Source organism: Nitritalea sp. (assembly GCF_054166705.1).
This window is the reverse complement of the sequence record NZ_JBSZCV010000019.1, coordinates 1-18,254: the sequence shown is the minus strand read 5'-3', so window position 1 is coordinate 18,254 and position 18,254 is coordinate 1. Positions and strand designations below refer to the sequence as shown.

Annotated in this window: 18 protein-coding genes; 6 read left to right on the top strand and 12 right to left on the bottom strand. The window is 50.6% G+C overall.

The window, feature by feature from the left end:
• Window positions 1–128 precede the first annotated feature (128 nt).
• Window positions 129–641 carry an SHOCT domain-containing protein gene (locus ACXIT9_RS13210; RefSeq protein ID WP_458056715.1) on the top strand — a complete coding sequence of 171 codons (513 nt, stop codon included), beginning with the start codon at window positions 129–131 and terminating at the stop codon, window positions 639–641.
• Between the two features lie 23 nt (window positions 642–664).
• Here ACXIT9_RS13210 and ACXIT9_RS13205 read toward each other — a convergent pair whose 3' ends face one another.
• The 7 genes from ACXIT9_RS13205 to ACXIT9_RS13175 form a co-directional block, all read right to left on the bottom strand.
• Window positions 665–1,252 carry a GNAT family N-acetyltransferase gene (locus ACXIT9_RS13205; protein ID WP_458056714.1) on the bottom strand — a complete coding sequence of 196 codons (588 nt, stop codon included), beginning with the start codon at window positions 1,250–1,252 and terminating at the stop codon, window positions 665–667.
• A gap of 68 nt (window positions 1,253–1,320) precedes the next feature.
• On the bottom strand, window positions 1,321–3,210 hold the full coding sequence (locus ACXIT9_RS13200) for an alpha-amylase family glycosyl hydrolase (RefSeq protein ID WP_458056713.1): 1,890 nt from the start codon (window positions 3,208–3,210) through the stop codon (window positions 1,321–1,323).
• 159 nt (window positions 3,211–3,369) lie between these two features.
• Window positions 3,370–4,011: a hypothetical protein gene (locus ACXIT9_RS13195; protein ID WP_458056712.1), complete on the bottom strand. Its 642-nt coding sequence runs from the start codon at window positions 4,009–4,011 to the stop codon at window positions 3,370–3,372.
• Window positions 4,012–4,051: 40 nt separating this feature from the next.
• Window positions 4,052–5,356 carry a UDP-N-acetylglucosamine 1-carboxyvinyltransferase gene (murA, locus tag ACXIT9_RS13190; RefSeq protein WP_458056711.1) on the bottom strand — a complete coding sequence of 435 codons (1,305 nt, stop codon included), beginning with the start codon at window positions 5,354–5,356 and terminating at the stop codon, window positions 4,052–4,054.
• A gap of 6 nt (window positions 5,357–5,362) precedes the next feature.
• A complete protein-coding gene (locus tag ACXIT9_RS13185; protein ID WP_458056710.1) occupies window positions 5,363–6,013 on the bottom strand; it encodes a DUF4290 domain-containing protein in 651 nt (216 codons plus the stop codon).
• An 82-nt stretch (window positions 6,014–6,095) separates the two neighbouring features.
• Window positions 6,096–8,354, bottom strand: a complete 2,259-nt coding sequence (locus ACXIT9_RS13180; RefSeq protein WP_458056709.1) for an ATP-dependent helicase — start codon at window positions 8,352–8,354, stop codon at window positions 6,096–6,098.
• A 56-nt stretch (window positions 8,355–8,410) separates the two neighbouring features.
• Complete coding sequence (locus tag ACXIT9_RS13175) at window positions 8,411–9,247, bottom strand: lysophospholipid acyltransferase family protein (protein ID WP_458056708.1); 837 nt, start codon at window positions 9,245–9,247, stop codon at window positions 8,411–8,413.
• Window positions 9,248–9,451: 204 nt separating this feature from the next.
• Between ACXIT9_RS13175 and ACXIT9_RS13170 the strand changes: the two genes are divergently transcribed.
• The 4 genes from ACXIT9_RS13170 (at window position 9,452) to nadD (ending at window position 11,640) form a co-directional block, all read left to right on the top strand.
• A complete protein-coding gene (locus tag ACXIT9_RS13170) occupies window positions 9,452–10,057 on the top strand; it encodes a sigma-70 family RNA polymerase sigma factor (RefSeq protein WP_458056707.1) in 606 nt (201 codons plus the stop codon).
• A 57-nt stretch (window positions 10,058–10,114) separates the two neighbouring features.
• Window positions 10,115–10,399 carry an anti-sigma factor gene (locus tag ACXIT9_RS13165; RefSeq protein WP_458056706.1) on the top strand — a complete coding sequence of 95 codons (285 nt, stop codon included), beginning with the start codon at window positions 10,115–10,117 and terminating at the stop codon, window positions 10,397–10,399.
• A gap of 92 nt (window positions 10,400–10,491) precedes the next feature.
• Window positions 10,492–11,067, top strand: coding sequence for a guanylate kinase (gene gmk, locus ACXIT9_RS13160; protein ID WP_458056705.1), 576 nt, complete (start codon window positions 10,492–10,494; stop codon window positions 11,065–11,067).
• Between the two features lie 6 nt (window positions 11,068–11,073).
• Window positions 11,074–11,640, top strand: a complete 567-nt coding sequence (nadD, locus tag ACXIT9_RS13155; RefSeq protein ID WP_458056704.1) for a nicotinate (nicotinamide) nucleotide adenylyltransferase — start codon at window positions 11,074–11,076, stop codon at window positions 11,638–11,640.
• Between the two features lie 197 nt (window positions 11,641–11,837).
• Here the strand turns inward: nadD and dnaN are convergent, their stop codons facing one another.
• The 5 genes from dnaN to ACXIT9_RS13130 form a co-directional block, all read right to left on the bottom strand.
• Window positions 11,838–12,962, bottom strand: a complete 1,125-nt coding sequence (gene dnaN, locus ACXIT9_RS13150; protein ID WP_458056703.1) for a DNA polymerase III subunit beta — start codon at window positions 12,960–12,962, stop codon at window positions 11,838–11,840.
• Between the two features lie 105 nt (window positions 12,963–13,067).
• A complete protein-coding gene (gldG, locus tag ACXIT9_RS13145) occupies window positions 13,068–14,747 on the bottom strand; it encodes a gliding motility-associated ABC transporter substrate-binding protein GldG (protein ID WP_458056702.1) in 1,680 nt (559 codons plus the stop codon).
• Entirely contained in the window at window positions 14,744–15,466 is a 723-nt protein-coding gene (locus ACXIT9_RS13140; RefSeq protein ID WP_458056701.1) for an ABC transporter permease, read from the bottom strand. Before ACXIT9_RS13140 ends, gldG begins: the two co-directional genes overlap by 4 nt.
• Window positions 15,435–16,418: an ATP-binding cassette domain-containing protein gene (locus ACXIT9_RS13135; protein ID WP_458056700.1), complete on the bottom strand. Its 984-nt coding sequence runs from the start codon at window positions 16,416–16,418 to the stop codon at window positions 15,435–15,437. The genes ACXIT9_RS13140 and ACXIT9_RS13135 overlap by 32 nt, the downstream gene beginning before the upstream one ends.
• 15 nt (window positions 16,419–16,433) lie before the next feature.
• Window positions 16,434–17,270 (bottom strand): purine-nucleoside phosphorylase, encoded by an 837-nt coding sequence (locus ACXIT9_RS13130; RefSeq protein WP_458056699.1) that lies wholly within the window; start codon window positions 17,268–17,270, stop codon window positions 16,434–16,436.
• Between the two features lie 170 nt (window positions 17,271–17,440).
• Between ACXIT9_RS13130 and ACXIT9_RS13125 the strand changes: the two genes are divergently transcribed.
• Entirely contained in the window at window positions 17,441–17,968 is a 528-nt protein-coding gene (locus tag ACXIT9_RS13125; protein ID WP_458056698.1) for an NADPH-dependent FMN reductase, read from the top strand.
• Window positions 17,969–18,254: the final 286 nt, after the last annotated feature.

Here is an 18,254-nt window from a genome sequence, read left to right as displayed (position 1 = left end):
TGGCCGTATTATGTGTATCCGATAATTTGGAAGGCGTGGAGTAAATGCTTAAATAAACACACCTTTTTCATAGCTTTTCGGATAAATTCCCGAAACAAAAGTATCTTTGTGCATATAAACGAATTTTTATGCGAGCCTATTTAGCCCTTTTCCTTGCAGCGCTTCTGCTTTTTACCAGCTGCAGCAGTGCCACCCTCATTCAATCCACACCTAGTGGAGCGAAACTGTACTTGAATGATGAGCTGGTCGGAACCACTCCGCATAAACATCGAGATACCCGCATCGTAGGGAGCGTTACAGACGTACGTCTAGAATTAGACGATTATGCCCCTTTTTACAGCTACTTCGCACGGGATGAGGAAGTAGATGTAGGAGCGATCATCGGGGGGATATTTTTCCTAGTCCCTTTCTTGTGGACCATGAAATACAAGCCAAGTCGCATGTATGAGCTCACGCCACTTTCGGATCTAGACCCGCTCGAGCAGCACCTGCAGGAAGGCCCGAAGCAAGTACTAAAAGAAGCGGAGGCCATCTCTAATCTGGAACTGCGCCTACGTAAACTGAAAGCCCTGTTCGATGAAGGCTTGATCACAGAAGCAGAATATGAAATGGCGCGCAAACGAGCACTTGAAGAAATGTAAAATAGGCAGATGCGCCTTTTTTCTTAAGTTTTTCTTAGTGGCTCCCTTTGTAAGATCCGTCCGTACACGTAGTCATCCATGACATAGCCCTTCCCGATGTCGATGACCTCCTCACGTATCCGCACATAGCCGATGCGCTCATAAAAATGAATCGCAGCGCTATTGTACTTGTTTACGTTTAGGAAAACAGCCTCGCTCCCCTCCTTTAGAGCCAAGTCTTGTACGAAAGCGAAAAGGGAGCGACCAATTCCGGCACCTTGGCGCTCCGGAAGGAGGTAGGCCTTATGAATTTTCGTCGCCTTCGCGGATGTGGGCAGACTTTCTAATTCCCCGGGAGGAGAAAGCGCATGCTGAATGCCGAAAAACCCGATAGGCTCCTGCTCCTCCGCCACATACACCAAATAAAAAACATGTCCCTGTGCCTGCTGCGCGGCCAAATGCTGCGGTGCATACATCCAGTCTAGCATGTAGGTCAACTGTGAAGGGCTCAACAGCTGTCCGAAAGTATGCGGCCAGATGCGGTGCGCAAGCGCCGTAATTTTGTCCAGCGCCTCTTTAGACGCCAACTGAAACTGTATCTGAATCGACTTAGAGGAGAAGTTGTGTTCCATTTTTTTATCGCTGCGAAAACTGTCAAAAGAGCAGAGCTCCGGAAACCATTGGCGCTACGCCGCCCCTTTTAAGCGGGCAGACGTATGACCAGAGACTGAAGGGGTGCCACATCAACCCGAATGCTGCCTCGCTCCTGCACCTGTAATGGCTGCATGCTGGCACCTTCCAGTAGCTCTTCTACCGCATAAGTGCCCGGTGACCAGCCCCAAGCACGAACCAACTCTTCCGGGAGCTGCAAGTCAAAACCGTAGCTTTCCGCCGCACTAAAGTTACTAATGATGAGGATGCGCTCCGGCCCTTGCCAGCGGACGAAGCTATAGACACGATCGTTATACCATTCGGTATGCTGCCTGTTGAAGCCATGCAAAGAAGCATAGGCACCAGAAAAGGCAGCCTCACTCAGGGTAAGTTGTAAAAGTTTACGGTAGTATGCCCGTAGTTCCCGCTCTTCTGGGGACAGCAGCCCACCATCGAAAGCACCTCCATTCATCCAGCGCTGATGATGGGGCACGCCGATATAATCGAAAATCGAGGTACGGCTCGGCTTGCCAAAGCCCGCATCCTCCGCACCCGGCTCACCTACTTCCTGCCCAAAATAGAGCATCACAGGGCCACTGTCGAGCAGGGCCGAAAGCACCATGGCGGGTAAAGCTGCCTGCGCATTTCCCGCAAACTCCGGGCTGGCGATGCGCTGCTCATCGTGATTTTCCAGGAAGTGCAACATGTGAGGGTGGATGTCTGTGAGGTCTTGCTGCACCTTTTCGATGGCATCTGTAGATCCTTTGCCCTGTATAATACCTTTCAAGGTGTCGTATAAAGCCACCTTATCATAAAGGAAGTCCATCTTACCACTGTAAATATAGTCACGGTAGACGGCAGGATTGTATATTTCCGCCAGCAGGAAAGCCTCCGGATTTTTCACTTTAATGGCACTGTTCAGGTAGGACCAAAACTCCACAGGAACCATCTCCGCCATGTCGTAGCGAAAACCATCTACGCCCTTATCCATCCAGAAAAAGGCGATATCCCGCCACTTTTTCCACGATGCAGGGACGTCCTGTGTCTCCCAAAAAGCCAAGTGCGCCGCCGCGTCTGCTTGGTGGTAGCCTTCCGGCAAAGCGGGAAAATCCCGCGTTCCATCGGGACGTACACCATAGTTGACCTTCACCGTCTCGTACCAATCGTAAAAATGCGGCTTGGCATCCCGCGCACCATTCCCCGTCCACTTAGCCGGATTCTCTTCGAATGTACCATCTGCGAGCGGATGTGCCTCCCCGCCAAGCGGGCGATACCCCTCCAAAGGATCTGGAACCTGAAACGCCTGCCCGGGAATGTAATAAAAATCATTATCACGAGCGTACTCCACTGTCGTATCGTCGTCAGCCCCGAAATCGCGCACTCCTTCCGGTTTACCTATGCTTTCGTACTTGCGCGCTACATGGTTTGGCACGATGTCGATAATAACCCGCATCCCTGCTGCATGCGTCCGCTGCACCAGAGCCTCAAACTCTTCCATGCGTCGCTCCGGATCCACGGCCAAATCAGGGTTCACTTGGTAATAATCCTTCACCGCATAAGGAGAACCAGCACGCCCCTTGACTACATCAGGGTCATCATCTGAGATGCCGAGAGCACTGTAATCTCGAATTAGTGCATGGTGTGGCACTCCCGTATACCAAATATGCGTCACCCCCAAGTCTTTTATCTCTGCAAGCGCCTTTTCTGTGAAGTCAGCAAACTTCCCGACGCCATTTTCCTCTGCAGTACCCCAGGGCTTTTGGGCTGTGCCCGTATTGCCGAACAGGCGTGTAAACACTTGGTAAACGACTTTTTTATCTGTCTGCATGCGATGCGTTTCTATGGGTGGTGTGAGCGTAGTTTCTTTAGGACCACAGGCGGCTAAGCTGGCTGCGAGCAGCAAAAGAGTTCTGCTTACGCTGTAAAATTTCTTTTTCATAACCCAATATACTGGGATTTCACTAAAAGCTAGAGGCTAAAGTAGGGAAATGGACTAAAAAAATTGATGCAAACGTCTGCATCCTCCCTAAAAAGGAAGGCCGAAAACCTGCGGCACTCGTCTCGGTTTTCGGCCTTATGAAACGTTCTACAGCCCTATTTACTCAACTTCTATATCCGTCAGCCAGATAAAGCGCTCGCCGGCTGCATTTCGGTGCATGGTCGACAGGGTTATCCCCGCATGCTGCTCCTCTTGCTCCCAAGTAAAGGCCCTGCCTTCAGCACCATTCCCCTTTCGGAAGACCCACTCGCGAATCATAAAACGTTCATCCAAGTACAGATCGTAAGCATCCCCCGGCGTGTAACCATCGCTATCGTTATAGCGGATAATTAACTTGGTCGCCACAGCACCAGAGATCGGAGATTCTGCATTTTCCTCCACCTCATACGTATAACCAGAATCCCACATCAGCTGAAATGGAAACAGTGCCCAGTACTTGTCATTCACGAAGGCTGCATCGATTTCCGGTAGTGGCGTTTCGGTGAGTGCATACTGAAAAGTGGTGTCTGCGTCAGCATAGGTCACCCGCTGCTCTGCCATATTCCAGGTCCAGGTGCGGCTGATGCGGCGCTCGCCAGCCTGTACATTCCAGGTGTACTGCACCTGTTTAAGGCCTTCCAGGGCGCTAAAACCATAAGCTTCGGCTACTTTTTCAGGTAGCGACTGCTCCTTTGCTGCCGTTTGGCAGGCGCCCAGCGCCAAAACCATTAGCACGATCAGGTAATAGGAATACTTTTTCATGTGCTGTTTTAGAAGAAAAAACATTTCAGCGCCGAATTGTTTAGATACGCACGATATTCGCGCCGAGGGCATTTAGCCGCTCGTCGATGTACTGATAGCCCCGATCGATCTGCTCGATATTATCGATAATGGAGGTCCCTTTGGCCGACAAGGCCGCAATCAAGAGCGCCACTCCTGCCCGAATGTCCGGAGAAGTCATGCGGATACCACGTAAAGGATACTTGCGATCCAGGCCGATGACCGTCGCCCGATGCGGATCACAGAGGATGATTTGGGCTCCCATGTCGATCAACTTATCCACGAAGAACAAGCGGCTTTCAAACATTTTTTGGTGCACCAGCACCGTCCCTTTCGCCTGGGTGGCCGTCACCAAAATGATGCTCAACAGATCCGGGGTAAAGCCCGGCCAAATGGCATCGGCCACAGTCAAGATGGAACCGTCGATGAAGGTTTCGATTTCATAATGTTCCTGCGCGGGGATCACGATATCATCGCCATCGAACTCCAGCTGAATGCCCATGCGTCGGAATGTTTCCGGAATGATGCCAAGCATGGGTAGCTGCACGTCTTTTATCCGTAGGGCAGATCCAGTCATGGCGGCTAGTCCGATAAAAGAGCCGATCTCGATCATATCTGGCAGCATTTTGTGGCTAGCCCCTCCGAGGCGCTTGACCCCATCGATATGCAGGAGATTAGAGCCTATGCCTGAAATAGAAGCCCCCATGCGGTTTAAAAGCGCACAGAGTTGCTGCAGATACGGCTCACAAGCGGCATTATAAATGGTGGTGCGGCCTTCTGCGAGAACGGCTGCCATTACGATGTTCGCCGTTCCGGTAACAGAGGCCTCATCGAGTAGCATATACGTTCCTTTCAGGGCGCTGGCATCGATATGGTACAGCTCGCGCTCGGCATCGTAAGAAAAGCGGGCCCCGAGCTTCTGGAATCCTGTAAAATGGGTATCCATACGTCTCCTGCCGATTTTGTCCCCACCCGGCTTGGATAACTTTCCGAAGCCGAAACGTGCTAGCAAAGGCCCTAAAACCATTACCGAACCGCGCAGTGAAGAGGCTTGCTTCAGGTATTCCTCCGTCTCCAAATAGGCCAAGTCCACTTCATCAGCCTGAAAAGTATAGGACTCCTTGCCCGTTTTGGTGACCTTCACGCCCATATCCGCCAGCAGCTCGATGAGCTTATTCACATCGCGGATATTCGGCACCTTATGCACATGGACCGGCTCCTCGGTCAGCAGAACAGCGCATAAAATTTGAAGCGCCTCATTTTTAGCCCCTTGGGGCGTAATGCTCCCGGAGAGGCGGGCGCCTCCCTCTACTCGAAAAGATGCCATACTTGCTTAGCGACGATTATGTTTCTTGTAATTTCCTCCTCCACTTCGCCCCTTGTAATTTTTATGGCCGTAGGATTTTTTATTGCCATAGCCCCCCTGCTGTTCGCGGCTCGGCTGCGGTGGGGCATTAAAGTCCCGCTTAGTGGACGTATCGAAAAGTCCCTGCTCCCGTACGCGCTCCAGATCGATATGAAGACGCCCCTTGGACAGCGTCCGAATATCTTCTAAGATGATACCGTCATCGTAATTATCCCGGTTCCAAGCCGCCTGAAAGCTCTTCATCAGCTGGCCGATGTAAATGATAGCCGCCTCCTGCTCTTGGTCATCCTCCAGCTCGATCGCCTTCTCGATTAGCAGCTCGATATTCCGCCCATAATGCTTGAACTTAATTTCCGTCTCCGGGTAGCCTATCGGCAAAGGTGCTTTGCCTAAAAGTTCCTTTTCCGGCACTGGATAGGGACCGTCTACATCTAAGGTAAAGGACGACATGATGTACAAATCATCCCACAGCTTCTGGTCGCTTTCCGACTTCAACTGTGGATTCAGCTGCTTCATCAGCTCCACTAAGGTGTAGGCACTCTGCGTCCTTCTTTCCCTATCTTCCAGCCCCGCCACATGGTGCACGAGGGCCAAAATATTTTTCCCGTATTCTCTCAAAATGATTGGTATTTAATGCCTTTTAAGCGCTCCATGGCGCTTTATTTGGAGGAAAAACCCTCTCGTTACTGGGTATACACCCTTATAAAATGCGTAGTTTAGCAAAGCTAAGCAATAATGTCTTTTCTCCAAAATTCTCAAATCGGATGCTGGCCTTTCGGTTTAGACCCTCTACTTCGATTTTCTGTACCGTTCCAAAACCAAATTTCGGATGCTCTACTCGGTCGCCCTCCTGTAGCTGCTGGGTATTCGAAGGCTTGAAGTCCGGACTCGGCGTGTGCAGCTTGGCTGTGGTGCCGCTGCGCTGCAAAGGCTTCTTCTTGAGCCCCACATAACCGTTTTGGCCCTCCGAGCCTAGTCCCTCCCCACGAAGCGCTCCCATAGGTGCCGTACTGGCACGCTTGCTGACCTGCAGACAGTTGGGGTCTATTTCATCCAAAAAGCGACTCGGCTCACACTGCAGCAGACGCCCGTACCGATAACGCGTCAGGGCATAGGTCAAATATAACTTGTCCATAGCACGCGTCGTGGCCACATAGAAGAGCCTGCGCTCCTCCTCCAGATCTTCCCGGCTCTGCATCATCATCTGGGAAGGAAATAAATCCTCCTCCAGGCCTACCACGAAGACTTGCTTGAACTCCAAGCCTTTCGAGGCGTGAATGGTCATCATCGTGATGGCGTCTGATTGGTCTTTATCCCGATCGTTATCGGTAAGGAGTGCGATTTCCTGAAGAAAAGCGCCGAGCGACTTGTCGGCATTTTCTTCATTGTCCACATACTCTTTTATCGCATTTAGGAGCTCCTGGACGTTTTCATAACGATTTAGCCCCTCTATGGTTTTGTCCTCATACAGCTCCTTCAAAAGCCCCGACTGCTGCGCCACTTTTTTTGCCGTCTCGTACGCGTCTTTGCGCTCCGCTTCGATGCGGAAGCTTTTGATCAGCGTCGCAAAATCCGATGTACTATTGGCCGCACGGCCAGATAAAAAGTGACTGGCATTCGTAAGCACCTCCCACAGCGGAATGTCGTGCTCGTAGGCCGCCACCATAATTTTTTCCACCGACGTATCGCCGATGCCCCGCTTGGGGAAATTAATAATCCGCTTGAAAGCTTCCTCATCCTCCGAGTTTACCGTGAACCGCAGATAGGCCATCAGGTCCTTAATTTCCTTACGCTGGTAAAAAGAAAGGCCTCCCACGATCTTATAGGGCAAGTTCATCTTGCGCAGCGCCTCTTCTAGCGCACGCGACTGAGAGTTGGTTCGGTACAAAATAGCGAAGTCTGAATTAGCCAACTTCTTATTATTCCGTTCTTCAAAAATGGTCGTAGCCACCAGACGCCCCTCATCATTATCCGAGGAAGCCTTCATAAGTGCCACCAGGTCGCCTTTGTCGTTTGCCGTCCAGACGCTTTTTTCCAGCTGCTTTTTGTTCTTGGCGATAATTGAATTCGCCGCCTCCACGATATGGCGGGTAGAGCGGTAATTTTGCTCCAGCTTAACCACCTTTAAGTCGGGGTAATCACTTTCGAAATTCAAGATATTTTGAATATCCGCCCCTCGGAAAGCGTAAATACTTTGGGCATCATCGCCCACCACACAGATGTTTTGATGTACGGCCGCCAGCTTTTTCGTGATCAGGTACTGAGATAAGTTCGTGTCCTGAAACTCATCCACCATCACGTAGCGAAAGCGCTGTTGGTACTTGTTGAGCACGTCAGGATGATCGCGAAAAAGTACATTCGTATTAAAAAGAAGGTCATCGAAGTCCATGGCGCCGCTGCGGAAAAGGCGCTGCTGGTACATTTTATAGATATCGCCGATGCGCGGCTTCATGGCAGCCTCGTCGTCTGCCTTAATATACGGATCCTCCAGGTAGGCTTCCCAAGAGATCAGCCGGTTTTTAGCCCCTGAAATGCGAGACAAGACCGCCGCGGGCTTGTACACCTTATCGTCTAGACGCAGCTCCTTCACGATGGTGCGCACCAGCGACTTACTGTCGTCGGTATCATAAATGGTAAAATTACTGGTGTAGCCTAGCTTGGGCGCCTCCACACGTAAAATCTTCGCAAACGTGGAGTGAAAGGTACCCATCCAAGTATTCCGCGCCTCCAGACCGATAAGCTTCTCGATCCGGTGCTTCATCTCCGCGGCTGCCTTATTCGTGAAGGTGAGGGACAGTATCTGAAAAGGATCCACTCCCTTCGAATAGATTAAATGGGCGATTCTATAGGTCAGCACCCGCGTTTTGCCGGAGCCCGCCCCCGCGATGATCATCAGGGGGCCATCGGTGTGTTCTACTGCCTCTTTTTGTGGAGCATTTAGCCCCTTTAGGTATTCCATATCCTCTTTTCCTACTCAAGCACAAAGTTAAGGCTTTTTAGCGAGCCATAAAATCACTAAGCCTTCCAGCGGTTATGGCTCCATAAATATCCCGTCGGATTGGCACGCATGTCTGCTTCCACTCGCTCCACGAAAGCATCGGTAATGCTGTGCTCCGGGCTTCCCGCATAAGGGGGCTGCGCCAGTAGGGAATAAGTAAACACGTAGTGACCCCGCTTGGGCTTGCGCACCTCTGCATACACCACCGGCAAGTCGAAACGCTTCGCTAACTTTTCCGCTCCCTCGAAGAAAACCGTTTCCCGATGCATAAATAACCTTCGGTAGCGAATTTCCTGCTCCGTAGGACGCTGGTCTGCTGCCAGCACGATCAGGCGGGGCTGGGTGCGCTTGCGCAAAAAATCCCGCTGAAACCCCATGCGCGGCACCAGCTGCACCCCAAATCGGGTTCGGATCTGCAGCATCAACTTCTCAAAAAGGGGTGAGTTGACTTTTTGGTAGACCACATCCGCAGGGCTCTTCAGGTACTGGGAGGCCCCTAATAGATGCATTTCCCAGTTGAAAAAATGCCCCGTCAGGCCAAGAACCACTTTTCCCTCCCCCACTAGCTGGTCGACGAGCGCACTATTTTCGATTTTTACGCGGCGCCGCAGCGCTGCCTCCGAAAGAACCAGAAGCTTGAGTGTCTCGGCAAAAGAATCCGTCAGGTTCCGGTAAAAGGTCCTTGCGATCCTTCGGCGCTCGGCAGCAGACTTCTCCGGAAAAGCCGCCAAGAGATTTTGCTCCACTACTTTGCGGCGGTAGCCGATCACATAATAAGCCAACAAGAAAAGTACGTCTGTTAACAGATAGAGTACCCAAAACGGTAAAGAGGCGATGAGGCGAAAGAAAAACATAAATCTTTAAAGAAACCCAGCATGCCACACAGGAAAAGAGCTGCCGGCAAAATTGAATTTTATTCGTACACGAACTATATTTACAACATTAAGCATTACTGTAAGAGATTCCCACCCGTACTGCGTCTCAAAATAACGTAAAATCATAGACAATCCGCTGAAAAAATGGTTACAGTAAGTGAAGTTTATGTACATTTGAACTCTATGTCTGAAAGTCAAAGAAAAAAATACAGTCAAGAAGAGAAGGACAGCATCTTTGATGGGGAATTCATGCCCCATATGGATAGCATGTATAATTTTGCTTTCAGGCTCACCTTCGACGAGGACGATGCCAAAGACCTCGTGCAAGACACCTACCTGAAGGCCTATCGCTTCATCAACAGTTTCGAGCAGGGCACTAACGCGAAGGCTTGGCTCTTCCGTATTCTGAAAAATAGCTTTATAAATGAGTACAGAAAAAAATCTAAGCAGCCTGCCAAGGTAGATTATCAGGAAGTGGAAACCTTTTACAACAGTGATGACGTTGACTATCAAGGGACCACTGACCTGCGTGTGGATTCAGTGAAAGACATGCTCGGGGATGAGATCTCGAATGCGCTAAATAGCTTGGCAGTGGATTTCCGTACGGTGATAATCCTTTGTGATTTAGAGGGCTTCACCTATGAGGAAATGGCGAAGATTTTAGACATTCCCATCGGAACGGTCCGCTCAAGATTACACCGAGCAAGGAACTTATTAAAAGAGAAATTACGTTCTTATGCCCAGCATATGGGGTATAAAACAGACTCCGAAGAAGATGAAGAAGATTAATACGAATAAATTCGCACATAGATTATCCGCCCTGACGGGCAAAGAAAACAGAGTGAAATGGACAAAGAATTAGACAAATCGGGGCAAAGGAAGTTGGAATGTGCAGACGTCAGTCGCTGTTTTCAGCTATTAGAACGCATTATAGACGGAGATAATATCCCAGATTCGAAGGAGATTATTCAAGAGAAGCTCGCCAAATGCCAACCTTGCTTCGAGCATTTTCATCTAGAAAAAGCGATCAAAGAGGCGATACACACCAAGTGTACAAAATTTTGCATGTCAGAGGACATGAAATCTGATATCCGTAAAAAAATACAAGAAATAAAATTGGACGCGCGCTAAGCGCCACGTTCCACGTTTGAATCCATCAGAGACTTTCGTAAATTGCGCCCAATTAAAAATTTTACGCATACGTCTTCCCCTCTATCTTACTTATGGCGACTCAAGGTAAAGCGATCATCTTTTCCGCTCCTTCTGGTTCTGGAAAGACGACGATCGTCCGGCATCTGTTGACAAAATTCCCCCAGCTTGGCTTTTCCATTTCGGCCTGCACCCGTGATAAACGCGGCAGAGCAGAGGTTCATGGTAAAGATTATTATTTTTTGAGTCCGGAAGAGTTTAAAGCGAAAATCGATCAAGATGCTTTTATCGAATGGGAAGAGGTCTATGAAGGTAATTTCTATGGCACACTGAAAGAAGAAATTCAGCGTATTTGGGATAGTGGTAAGCATGTCATCTTCGATGTGGATGTTAAAGGGGGAGTCAACCTGAAAAATTATTTTGGAGAGCATGCCTTGGCCATTTTTGTAAAAGTACCCAGCCTCGAAGTACTAAAGGAACGTCTGACCGACCGTGGGTCTGAATCCGAGGAGAGCCTCTCCCGCAGACTTTATAAAGCGAAATTTGAAATGAGTTTCGAGAACAAATTTGACGTGACTATCGTTAACGATGACAAAGAAACTTCCTTCCAACAAGCAGAGACACTTGTTGGGAATTTTCTAAACTCCTAAGTCAGCGTGAAAATAGGCTTGTTTTTCGGCTCGTTTAATCCGATTCATATCGGACACTTAATCTTAGCGAACACACTCCTGGATCGCACTGACGTAGACGAAATTTGGTTTGTAGTAAGCCCCCAAAATCCTTTTAAAAAAAGGAAAAGCCTGCTACATGAATTTGATCGGCTAAAGATGGTAGAGCTCGCCATCGCCGATCATTTTTCGTTTAAGGCCTCTGATGTGGAATTTCACATGCCACGCCCTAGCTATACCGTAGATACGCTGGCCTACCTCACAGATAAATACCCGCAGCATTCCTTTAAGCTTATCGTAGGAAGTGACAACTTATCGCATTTCCATAAATGGAAAAATGCGGAGTGGATCCTGGAACATATCGGTCTCTTGGTCTACCCCAGACCTGGGGAAGTGCTGAGCTATCAGCACCCGAACGTACAGTTTGTCCAAGCGCCGCTACTTGATATTTCTGCTACCTTTATTCGCGAATCTATAGCGAAAGGTCATTCAGTAAAATACCTCCTCCATCCTGATGTAGCCCAATATATCGCGGATAAAAAATTTTTCCTCTAAGTTAGAAGAGCGCCCTTATGTTCACCTTTCCAAGGCACTTTGGCCTGCCTCTGCCGCGGGCATTATATCCTGGATAGGTTAATACCAAGCCTTACAAGACACAAAATGCCCCCAAACTTGCAAACCGCATCTTTTGGGGGCATTTTTCAGGATGTATGTGGGCACAACTCCGGCCGTAAACCGAAGACGCTGTATCCTTACACGTAATTATTTAGCATTACCGGCATAATCAGCATCAGCACATCTTCCGCATCGCCAGAGTCCGTCGGCACCAGCAGACCCGCACGGCTAGGCGCAGAAAGCTGTAGCGTCACCTCTTTCGCATGTAAGTTATTCAGCATCTCCACGAGAAGCTTCGCGTTAAAGCCGATCTCGATATCCTCACCATCATGCTGGCAGGACAAGCGCTCATTCGCCTCATTCGAGAAATCTAAATCCTCCGCTGAAATTTGCAGCTCGCTGCCCGTAATTTTTAAGCGCACCTGATAGGTCGTCTTGTTCGCATAGATGGAAATACGCTTCAGCGAGCCGAGCAACTCCTGACGATCGATACGCATGTGGTTCGGGTTATCTGTAGGAATTACATTTTCGTAATCCGGGAAGCGCTCGTCGATAAGACGACAGATCATCTTAATGCTGTTAAAGCTAAAGTAGGCATTCGAACTGTTGAACTCCACCTTTACCGGCACGTTTTCAGAAGGAAGCGTCGATTTCAGCAGGTTGAGCGCCTTTCGGGGAATAATCAAGCTGGCAGGCTGCTCGGAAGCCACATCCACACGACGGTAGCGCACCAGGCGATGACCGTCAGTAGCTACGAAAGTCGCATTCGTATCGCTTAAATTAATATAGACACCCGTCATCGAAGGACGTAAATCATCACTGCTTGTCGCGAAGATCGTGTTATTAATCGCACTGCTTAGCACTTCGGTAGACATGTCCACCACGGTAGGGTTAGAGACCTCCACCACTTTTGGGAAGTCCGTAGCATTCTCTCCTGCCAATTTATAGCGACCATTATCTGAGCTAATTTCGATGCTATACGTTTCGTGGTCGATGGTAAAATTAACCGGCTGCTCGGGAAGGTTTTTTAAGGTATCGATTAAAATACGCGCTGGCACGGCGATGCTGCCATCCTCCCGCGCATCCACCTCGATGGAGGTCATCATCGACGTCTGCAGATCCGAGGCAGTGATGGTCAGCAAACCATTTTCTATCTGAAAAAGGAAGTTTTCCAAAATCGGCACTACCGGGTTTGTGGTCACCACCCCGTTAATGGCGGTCAGCTGCTTCAGCAAAGCGGACGAAGAAACAATGAATTTCATATATCTAGGCTATTTGAATACTAATTTTAAAACTGGGTAAAGTTAGAAATAAATTCAGAAACTCAGCCCACTCTCGGTGGATTCTCCCTGAAAAAAGCCGTAAAATTAGCGCCTTGCGTAGCGCATCCGACGCAGCTGCACGAGCCCCAGCCCCAGCAGCACCATCAGCAGTGGCGGCAAAAGCACATTTACCCCCTGCCAGTAGCGCCGCTCTTCTTGCACACGCACCTTATCGAGGGGCCGCACCCGAAATTCCTTAGCGCGGCTGGCGATCATCCCCTCTGGCTCCAGCAGGTACTGCATCAGATGCTGTACGAAACGCCGATTATCGTAGTCCTCGACCTGAAGGGGACTTTGGCCTAGGGCCAAAGGGGCCTGCCCCTCCCCGATCCGCTGGCTTTTAAACCAGGAGCCCGAGCCCGTCACCAGTACACGCCCCCTGCTCCCCTGCTCGAGAAAACCGGCAGCATCCACCCCCTCAGGTAAAAACCGATTCTTATAAAAGGAAGTAAATTCACCCTCTAAGAGATACATCAGCGGCAGGGAGCCCGCCTGAAAGCGCTCCACATCCGGCGCCCGCTCGGCATCCGATAGGGCCAGCCGCACAGGAGCTGCCTCCCGAAAACTATAGGAGGAGCTGAACAGCAGCGGTGTCTTACGCACACCCTCTGCCTTTACCGTATCTAAAGAAGATACATAGCGCACCAGCAGCGGATCCAGCCCCTTGGTGACCGGATGCTTGGCCAGCTGCGTAACCCGTACATAAAAGGGCCAAGGCAGGGGAACCAGCTGCTCCTGATTGCCAAAATTTCCCCCATAAACCGGCAGCAAGCCGAAATTCAGGTCTTGCACCAGGTCTTTATTTATCCGTACGCCATAGCGAAAGAGCATCTGATCGAAGCCATGATCAAAGGGCATGGCGATCGTTCCCTCCGGAGCACTCAGCGCATCCGGATCGAAGGCCAGCGCATCCAACGCAAACACCAGATGCCCACCTCGCATGAGGTACTGATCCAGAAAATACCGCTCCCGCTCCGTGTAGGCTTCCTTCGGCCCCATGATGAGCAGCACATCGAATGGGTCCAAGTCCTCCACCCGATTCGCCTGCTCCAGCGGCACCTTAAACACCTCAAACTCCTCGGACAAGGCTTCCACTAAGCCAAAACCCTCATCTTCGGCCATCTCCCCGCGACTCATCAGCATCCCGATGGTAGCCCCGCCCTCCTGCACTAAGTCCTTCAAGCCGCGCAGCAGCTCATACTCCAGATTCTCTATGGAAGTCTGTAAAATCTGCTCCGCCGGCATGTCGCGCAGCCCCCGCAGCAGCAGGCGCCCCGTCTCAAACTCCCGCGTGCGTAGCAGCACCCCAGGAAAAAGCAGTTGCGTCCGCTGCCCGAGCTCATTCCCTGTAAACACATTAGTCGGGTTAATCCCGAATTCACTCAGCCCCACGATAAACTCCTCCTGCTCCTCCTTAGGCAGGTTCAGGGGGTTCAGCTCCCGCACCGAGATCTTCACGGGGCTATACACATCGAAGGTCTGTACCATTTCGCGGATGGCGCGCTGCAGCCGCTTCATGCCTGGCGGCAGTGCCTCTCCTGTCAGCAAAAGCTCCACCGTCACCGGCTCTTCCAGGTCCTCCAAGAAAGCGATCGTGGCAGGGTTTAGGCTGTAACGCTTTTCTTCGGTCAGGTCGATTCGGTAAGGAAAAAATTGCGCAAGCGCAAAAAGCCCCAGCAGCAGCATCCCGATCGTGGCGAATCTCCTCCAGCTTCTCTTTTTCATGCGCGTTCTAATTTTTCAATACTAATGCCCAGTACAAGCACGATTAAACCGGTAAAATACGCGACATTTTCCATGTCGATCACCCCGCGGCTGAGCTGCACATAGTGGTAGCGCATGCTGAGTGCCTCCAAATAATAAGCCAGCGGATGCTCCCACTGCAGGTCCACCAGCGCCGAAAGTCCGCTGTAAAGCAGGAAGCTTAAAAACACCCCCCAGAGGAAGGCGATCATTTGATTTTGGCTGAAAGCCGAGCCCAAGACCCCTATCGCCACGAATGCCGCACCGATAAGAAAGAGACCGACCCAGGAGCCCGCAAAGCCCGCCACATCGATATTTCCCACGGGGTCACCGAGCTGATACAGACTATACAAGTAGCCCCAGGTGGGCAGCAGCGCCAGAAAAATGAGCAGCAATGCCGCCAGATACTTGGCCACCACCACCTTCCATACTGGCAGGGGCGCAGTGGCCAGCAGCTCCCAGGTGCCCTGCCGCCGCTCATCCGCTAGCAGGCGCATGCAAACAGCCGGGATGAAAAACATGAACACAAAGGGGCTCAAATAGAAAAGTGGCTCTAAGTCTGCGTAGCCGAAATCCAGCACGTTCGTATCCGGAAACACCCATAACAGCAGGCCCAGCGTAAGTAAAAACACCGCCACCATTAGAAAGCCACTTAACTGACTAAAAAAACTACTGATTTCCTTCCAAAGTAGCGCGCGCATTTTTTCCTTGGGTCAAATTATAAAACACATCTTCTAGGCTATCCCGCCTTACCTGCAGGCGGCGGATGGCCAGCGCTTCCCTTTGGATGAAGGCCAAGACGGCCGTCTGGAGGGCGTGTCGATTTTCTCCTTCGAAGAGGAGCCGCTGCGTACCTGCACCCGTCACCCGCTGCCAGGGACCTTCTCCTATGGCCCCTGCGAAAGGCTGTTCCAGCTCCAGCTCCACCTGCTCCATTCCTCGGGCGGTGGTCAGTTCGTCTAAGGTGCTTTTCGCCACCACACGTCCCGAGGAGAGGATGACCACATCGTCACAGAGCGCCTCCACCTCCTGCATAATATGCGTGCTCAGCACCACGATTTTATCCTGCGCCACTTCCTGAATCAGCTGTCGGATGGCCAAAAGCTGGTTCGGGTCCAGCCCTGTAGTCGGCTCATCGAGTAGCACCACAGCTGGATCATGCAGCAGGGCCTTTGCCAGTCCTACCCGCTGCTTATAGCCCTTAGAAAGCTGTTGGATTTTTTTATGCGCCTCCGGCAAAAGCCCACAGGCCTCCAGCAGGTACTGGATACGATCCTTTCTTTGGCCGGCAGGCACCTTATACAGCCCCGCCATAAACGCCAAAAATTCTCGCACATACATGTCCGTATAGAGCGGGTTCTGCTCGGGAAGATAACCCAGATGCCGCCGGAAAGCGATCGGATTTTCCCGTGAATCCCAGTCCTCTAAAAGCACCTGACCGCTATCTGCTTCCAGATAGCCCATGATGATCTTCATCGTGGTGGACTTTCCAGCACCGTTTGGACCTAAGAAACCCAGTATGCGGCCACGCTGCGCCTCGAATTGCACGTCGTGCAAAACCCACTGACCTTCATAGGCTTTCGTTACTCCACGGATGCTTAGCTGCTGCATATCGATAAAAAAGGGCGTAGGCCATACCGGGTGGCGGCCCACGCTACAGGTTTTTTTTTACAACTCTTTTACCAGGCCACGCATGAGGGTCGTCATGCCGGGCTCTGCTTTGGCGGCAGCGGCAAGCACCTCCGCGATTTCTACTTTTTTAATGTTCCCCGGCGAGCACAGGTCCGTGATCGCAGAGAGGGCCATCACCTTCACACCCATCTGATTAGCCACGATCACCTCAGGAATGGTGCTCATACCCACCGCGTCCGCACCGATGACACGGAGGTAATGGTACTCGGCTTTGGTCTCCAGGTTCGGACCCTGTACGCCCACATACACGCCACTGTGCAGGGTGATGCCTGCTGCCTGTGCGATGGCATGCGCTTTTTGTTGTAGGGCTTCTGCATAAGGCTCGCTCATGTCTGGAAAGCGTGGCCCCATCTCGTCGATGTTTTTACCCCGAAGGGGATTCTCTGGAAACAGGTCGATATGATCTGAGATGAGCATCAGTTCACCCACCTGGAAGCCCGGATTCAAACCACCTGCGGCATTCGAGACGAGTAAATACTTTAGGCCGAGCAGTTTCATGACACGCACAGGAAAGGTCACCTGCTGCATGGAATAGCCTTCATAATAGTGGAAACGGCCCTGCATGGCGAGCACATACTTGCCCTCCAAGCGACCGAAAATTAATTTTCCCGAGTGGCTTTCGACGGTCGATACGGGGAAAAAGGGAATTTCCTCGTAGGGAATCACCTCCTCCACCTCGATGGAATCTACAAGTTGACCTAGGCCTGTACCTAAAATAATGCCGATTTCCACGGTGACGGGAACCTGCTGCTGTATATGGGCGGCTGCAGCCTTAATCTTCTCCATTTCAGAGAGTTCTGCCTCTTGTCTCATGCTTACTGCGTGTTTTAAGGGTTTATTTTCGAAGGAATATACGCAATTCCCCCTCCTTTCTGGCACGAAAATACGGAATCCGTGTTTAGGAAGGTAGCCAAAGTGCTTTTTCTAGTCGCTGGCGCCTGCTGTGTGCGCCCGACCACCCATTCTTTTAAACCGATGATACTATGATTTTACTTATCGTGGGCACCAACCGCAAGCAGGCCCTTTCCAACAAAATCGCGGCGCAGTACCGTGAAATTTTAGTGGAGCAGGGAGCAGCAGAAGTGGAGACCCTCGCGCTGGAGGAGCTCCCAGCGGATTTTGCTTTTAGTGCGCTTTACGAGTATAACGGGAAAAATCCCGCATTTAATGCGCTGCTCGCCCGTATCTCTGCTGCTGAGAAATACGTCTTTATCGTACCTGAATATAATGGCAGCTTTCCCGGAGTTCTCAAAACCTTTATCGATGGCATGTCCTACCCGAATGGGTTTCGCGATAAAAAATGTGCTCTGGTAGGCCTCTCTTCTGGCATCGGGGGGGCTGGCATCGCACTGAGTCACCTTACGGATATTTTCCATTATCTCGGCATGCATGTGCTGGCGCAAAAGCCGAAGCTCGCCCAGATCGAGCGCAATATGCAGGAAGATCGCATCCAAAATCCTTTATACCTGGAGCTTCTTCAGGGACAAGCAAAGGCCCTGCTCCAATTTTAAACCAAAGCAGAGCGCTTCAAACTGAAAACGGTCGGCATACCTCAAAGAAGCATGCCGACCGTTTTATTTAGTTTACCTCACGAAAGACCTAGTACCTCCACTAGCTCATACCATTTGCAAAACAGTAAGGAAAATAAGCAAAACGGATATAAGCCAATGAAGTCCCATAATGTTTTTTTTACCCTAATAGATTTGAATTTCCTTACGATTCCAATAAGGGTTTGAAATCTTATGCCTACGTTTCAGTTCTGGGATGATATACAGCTGAATATTGGAATAATCAGCA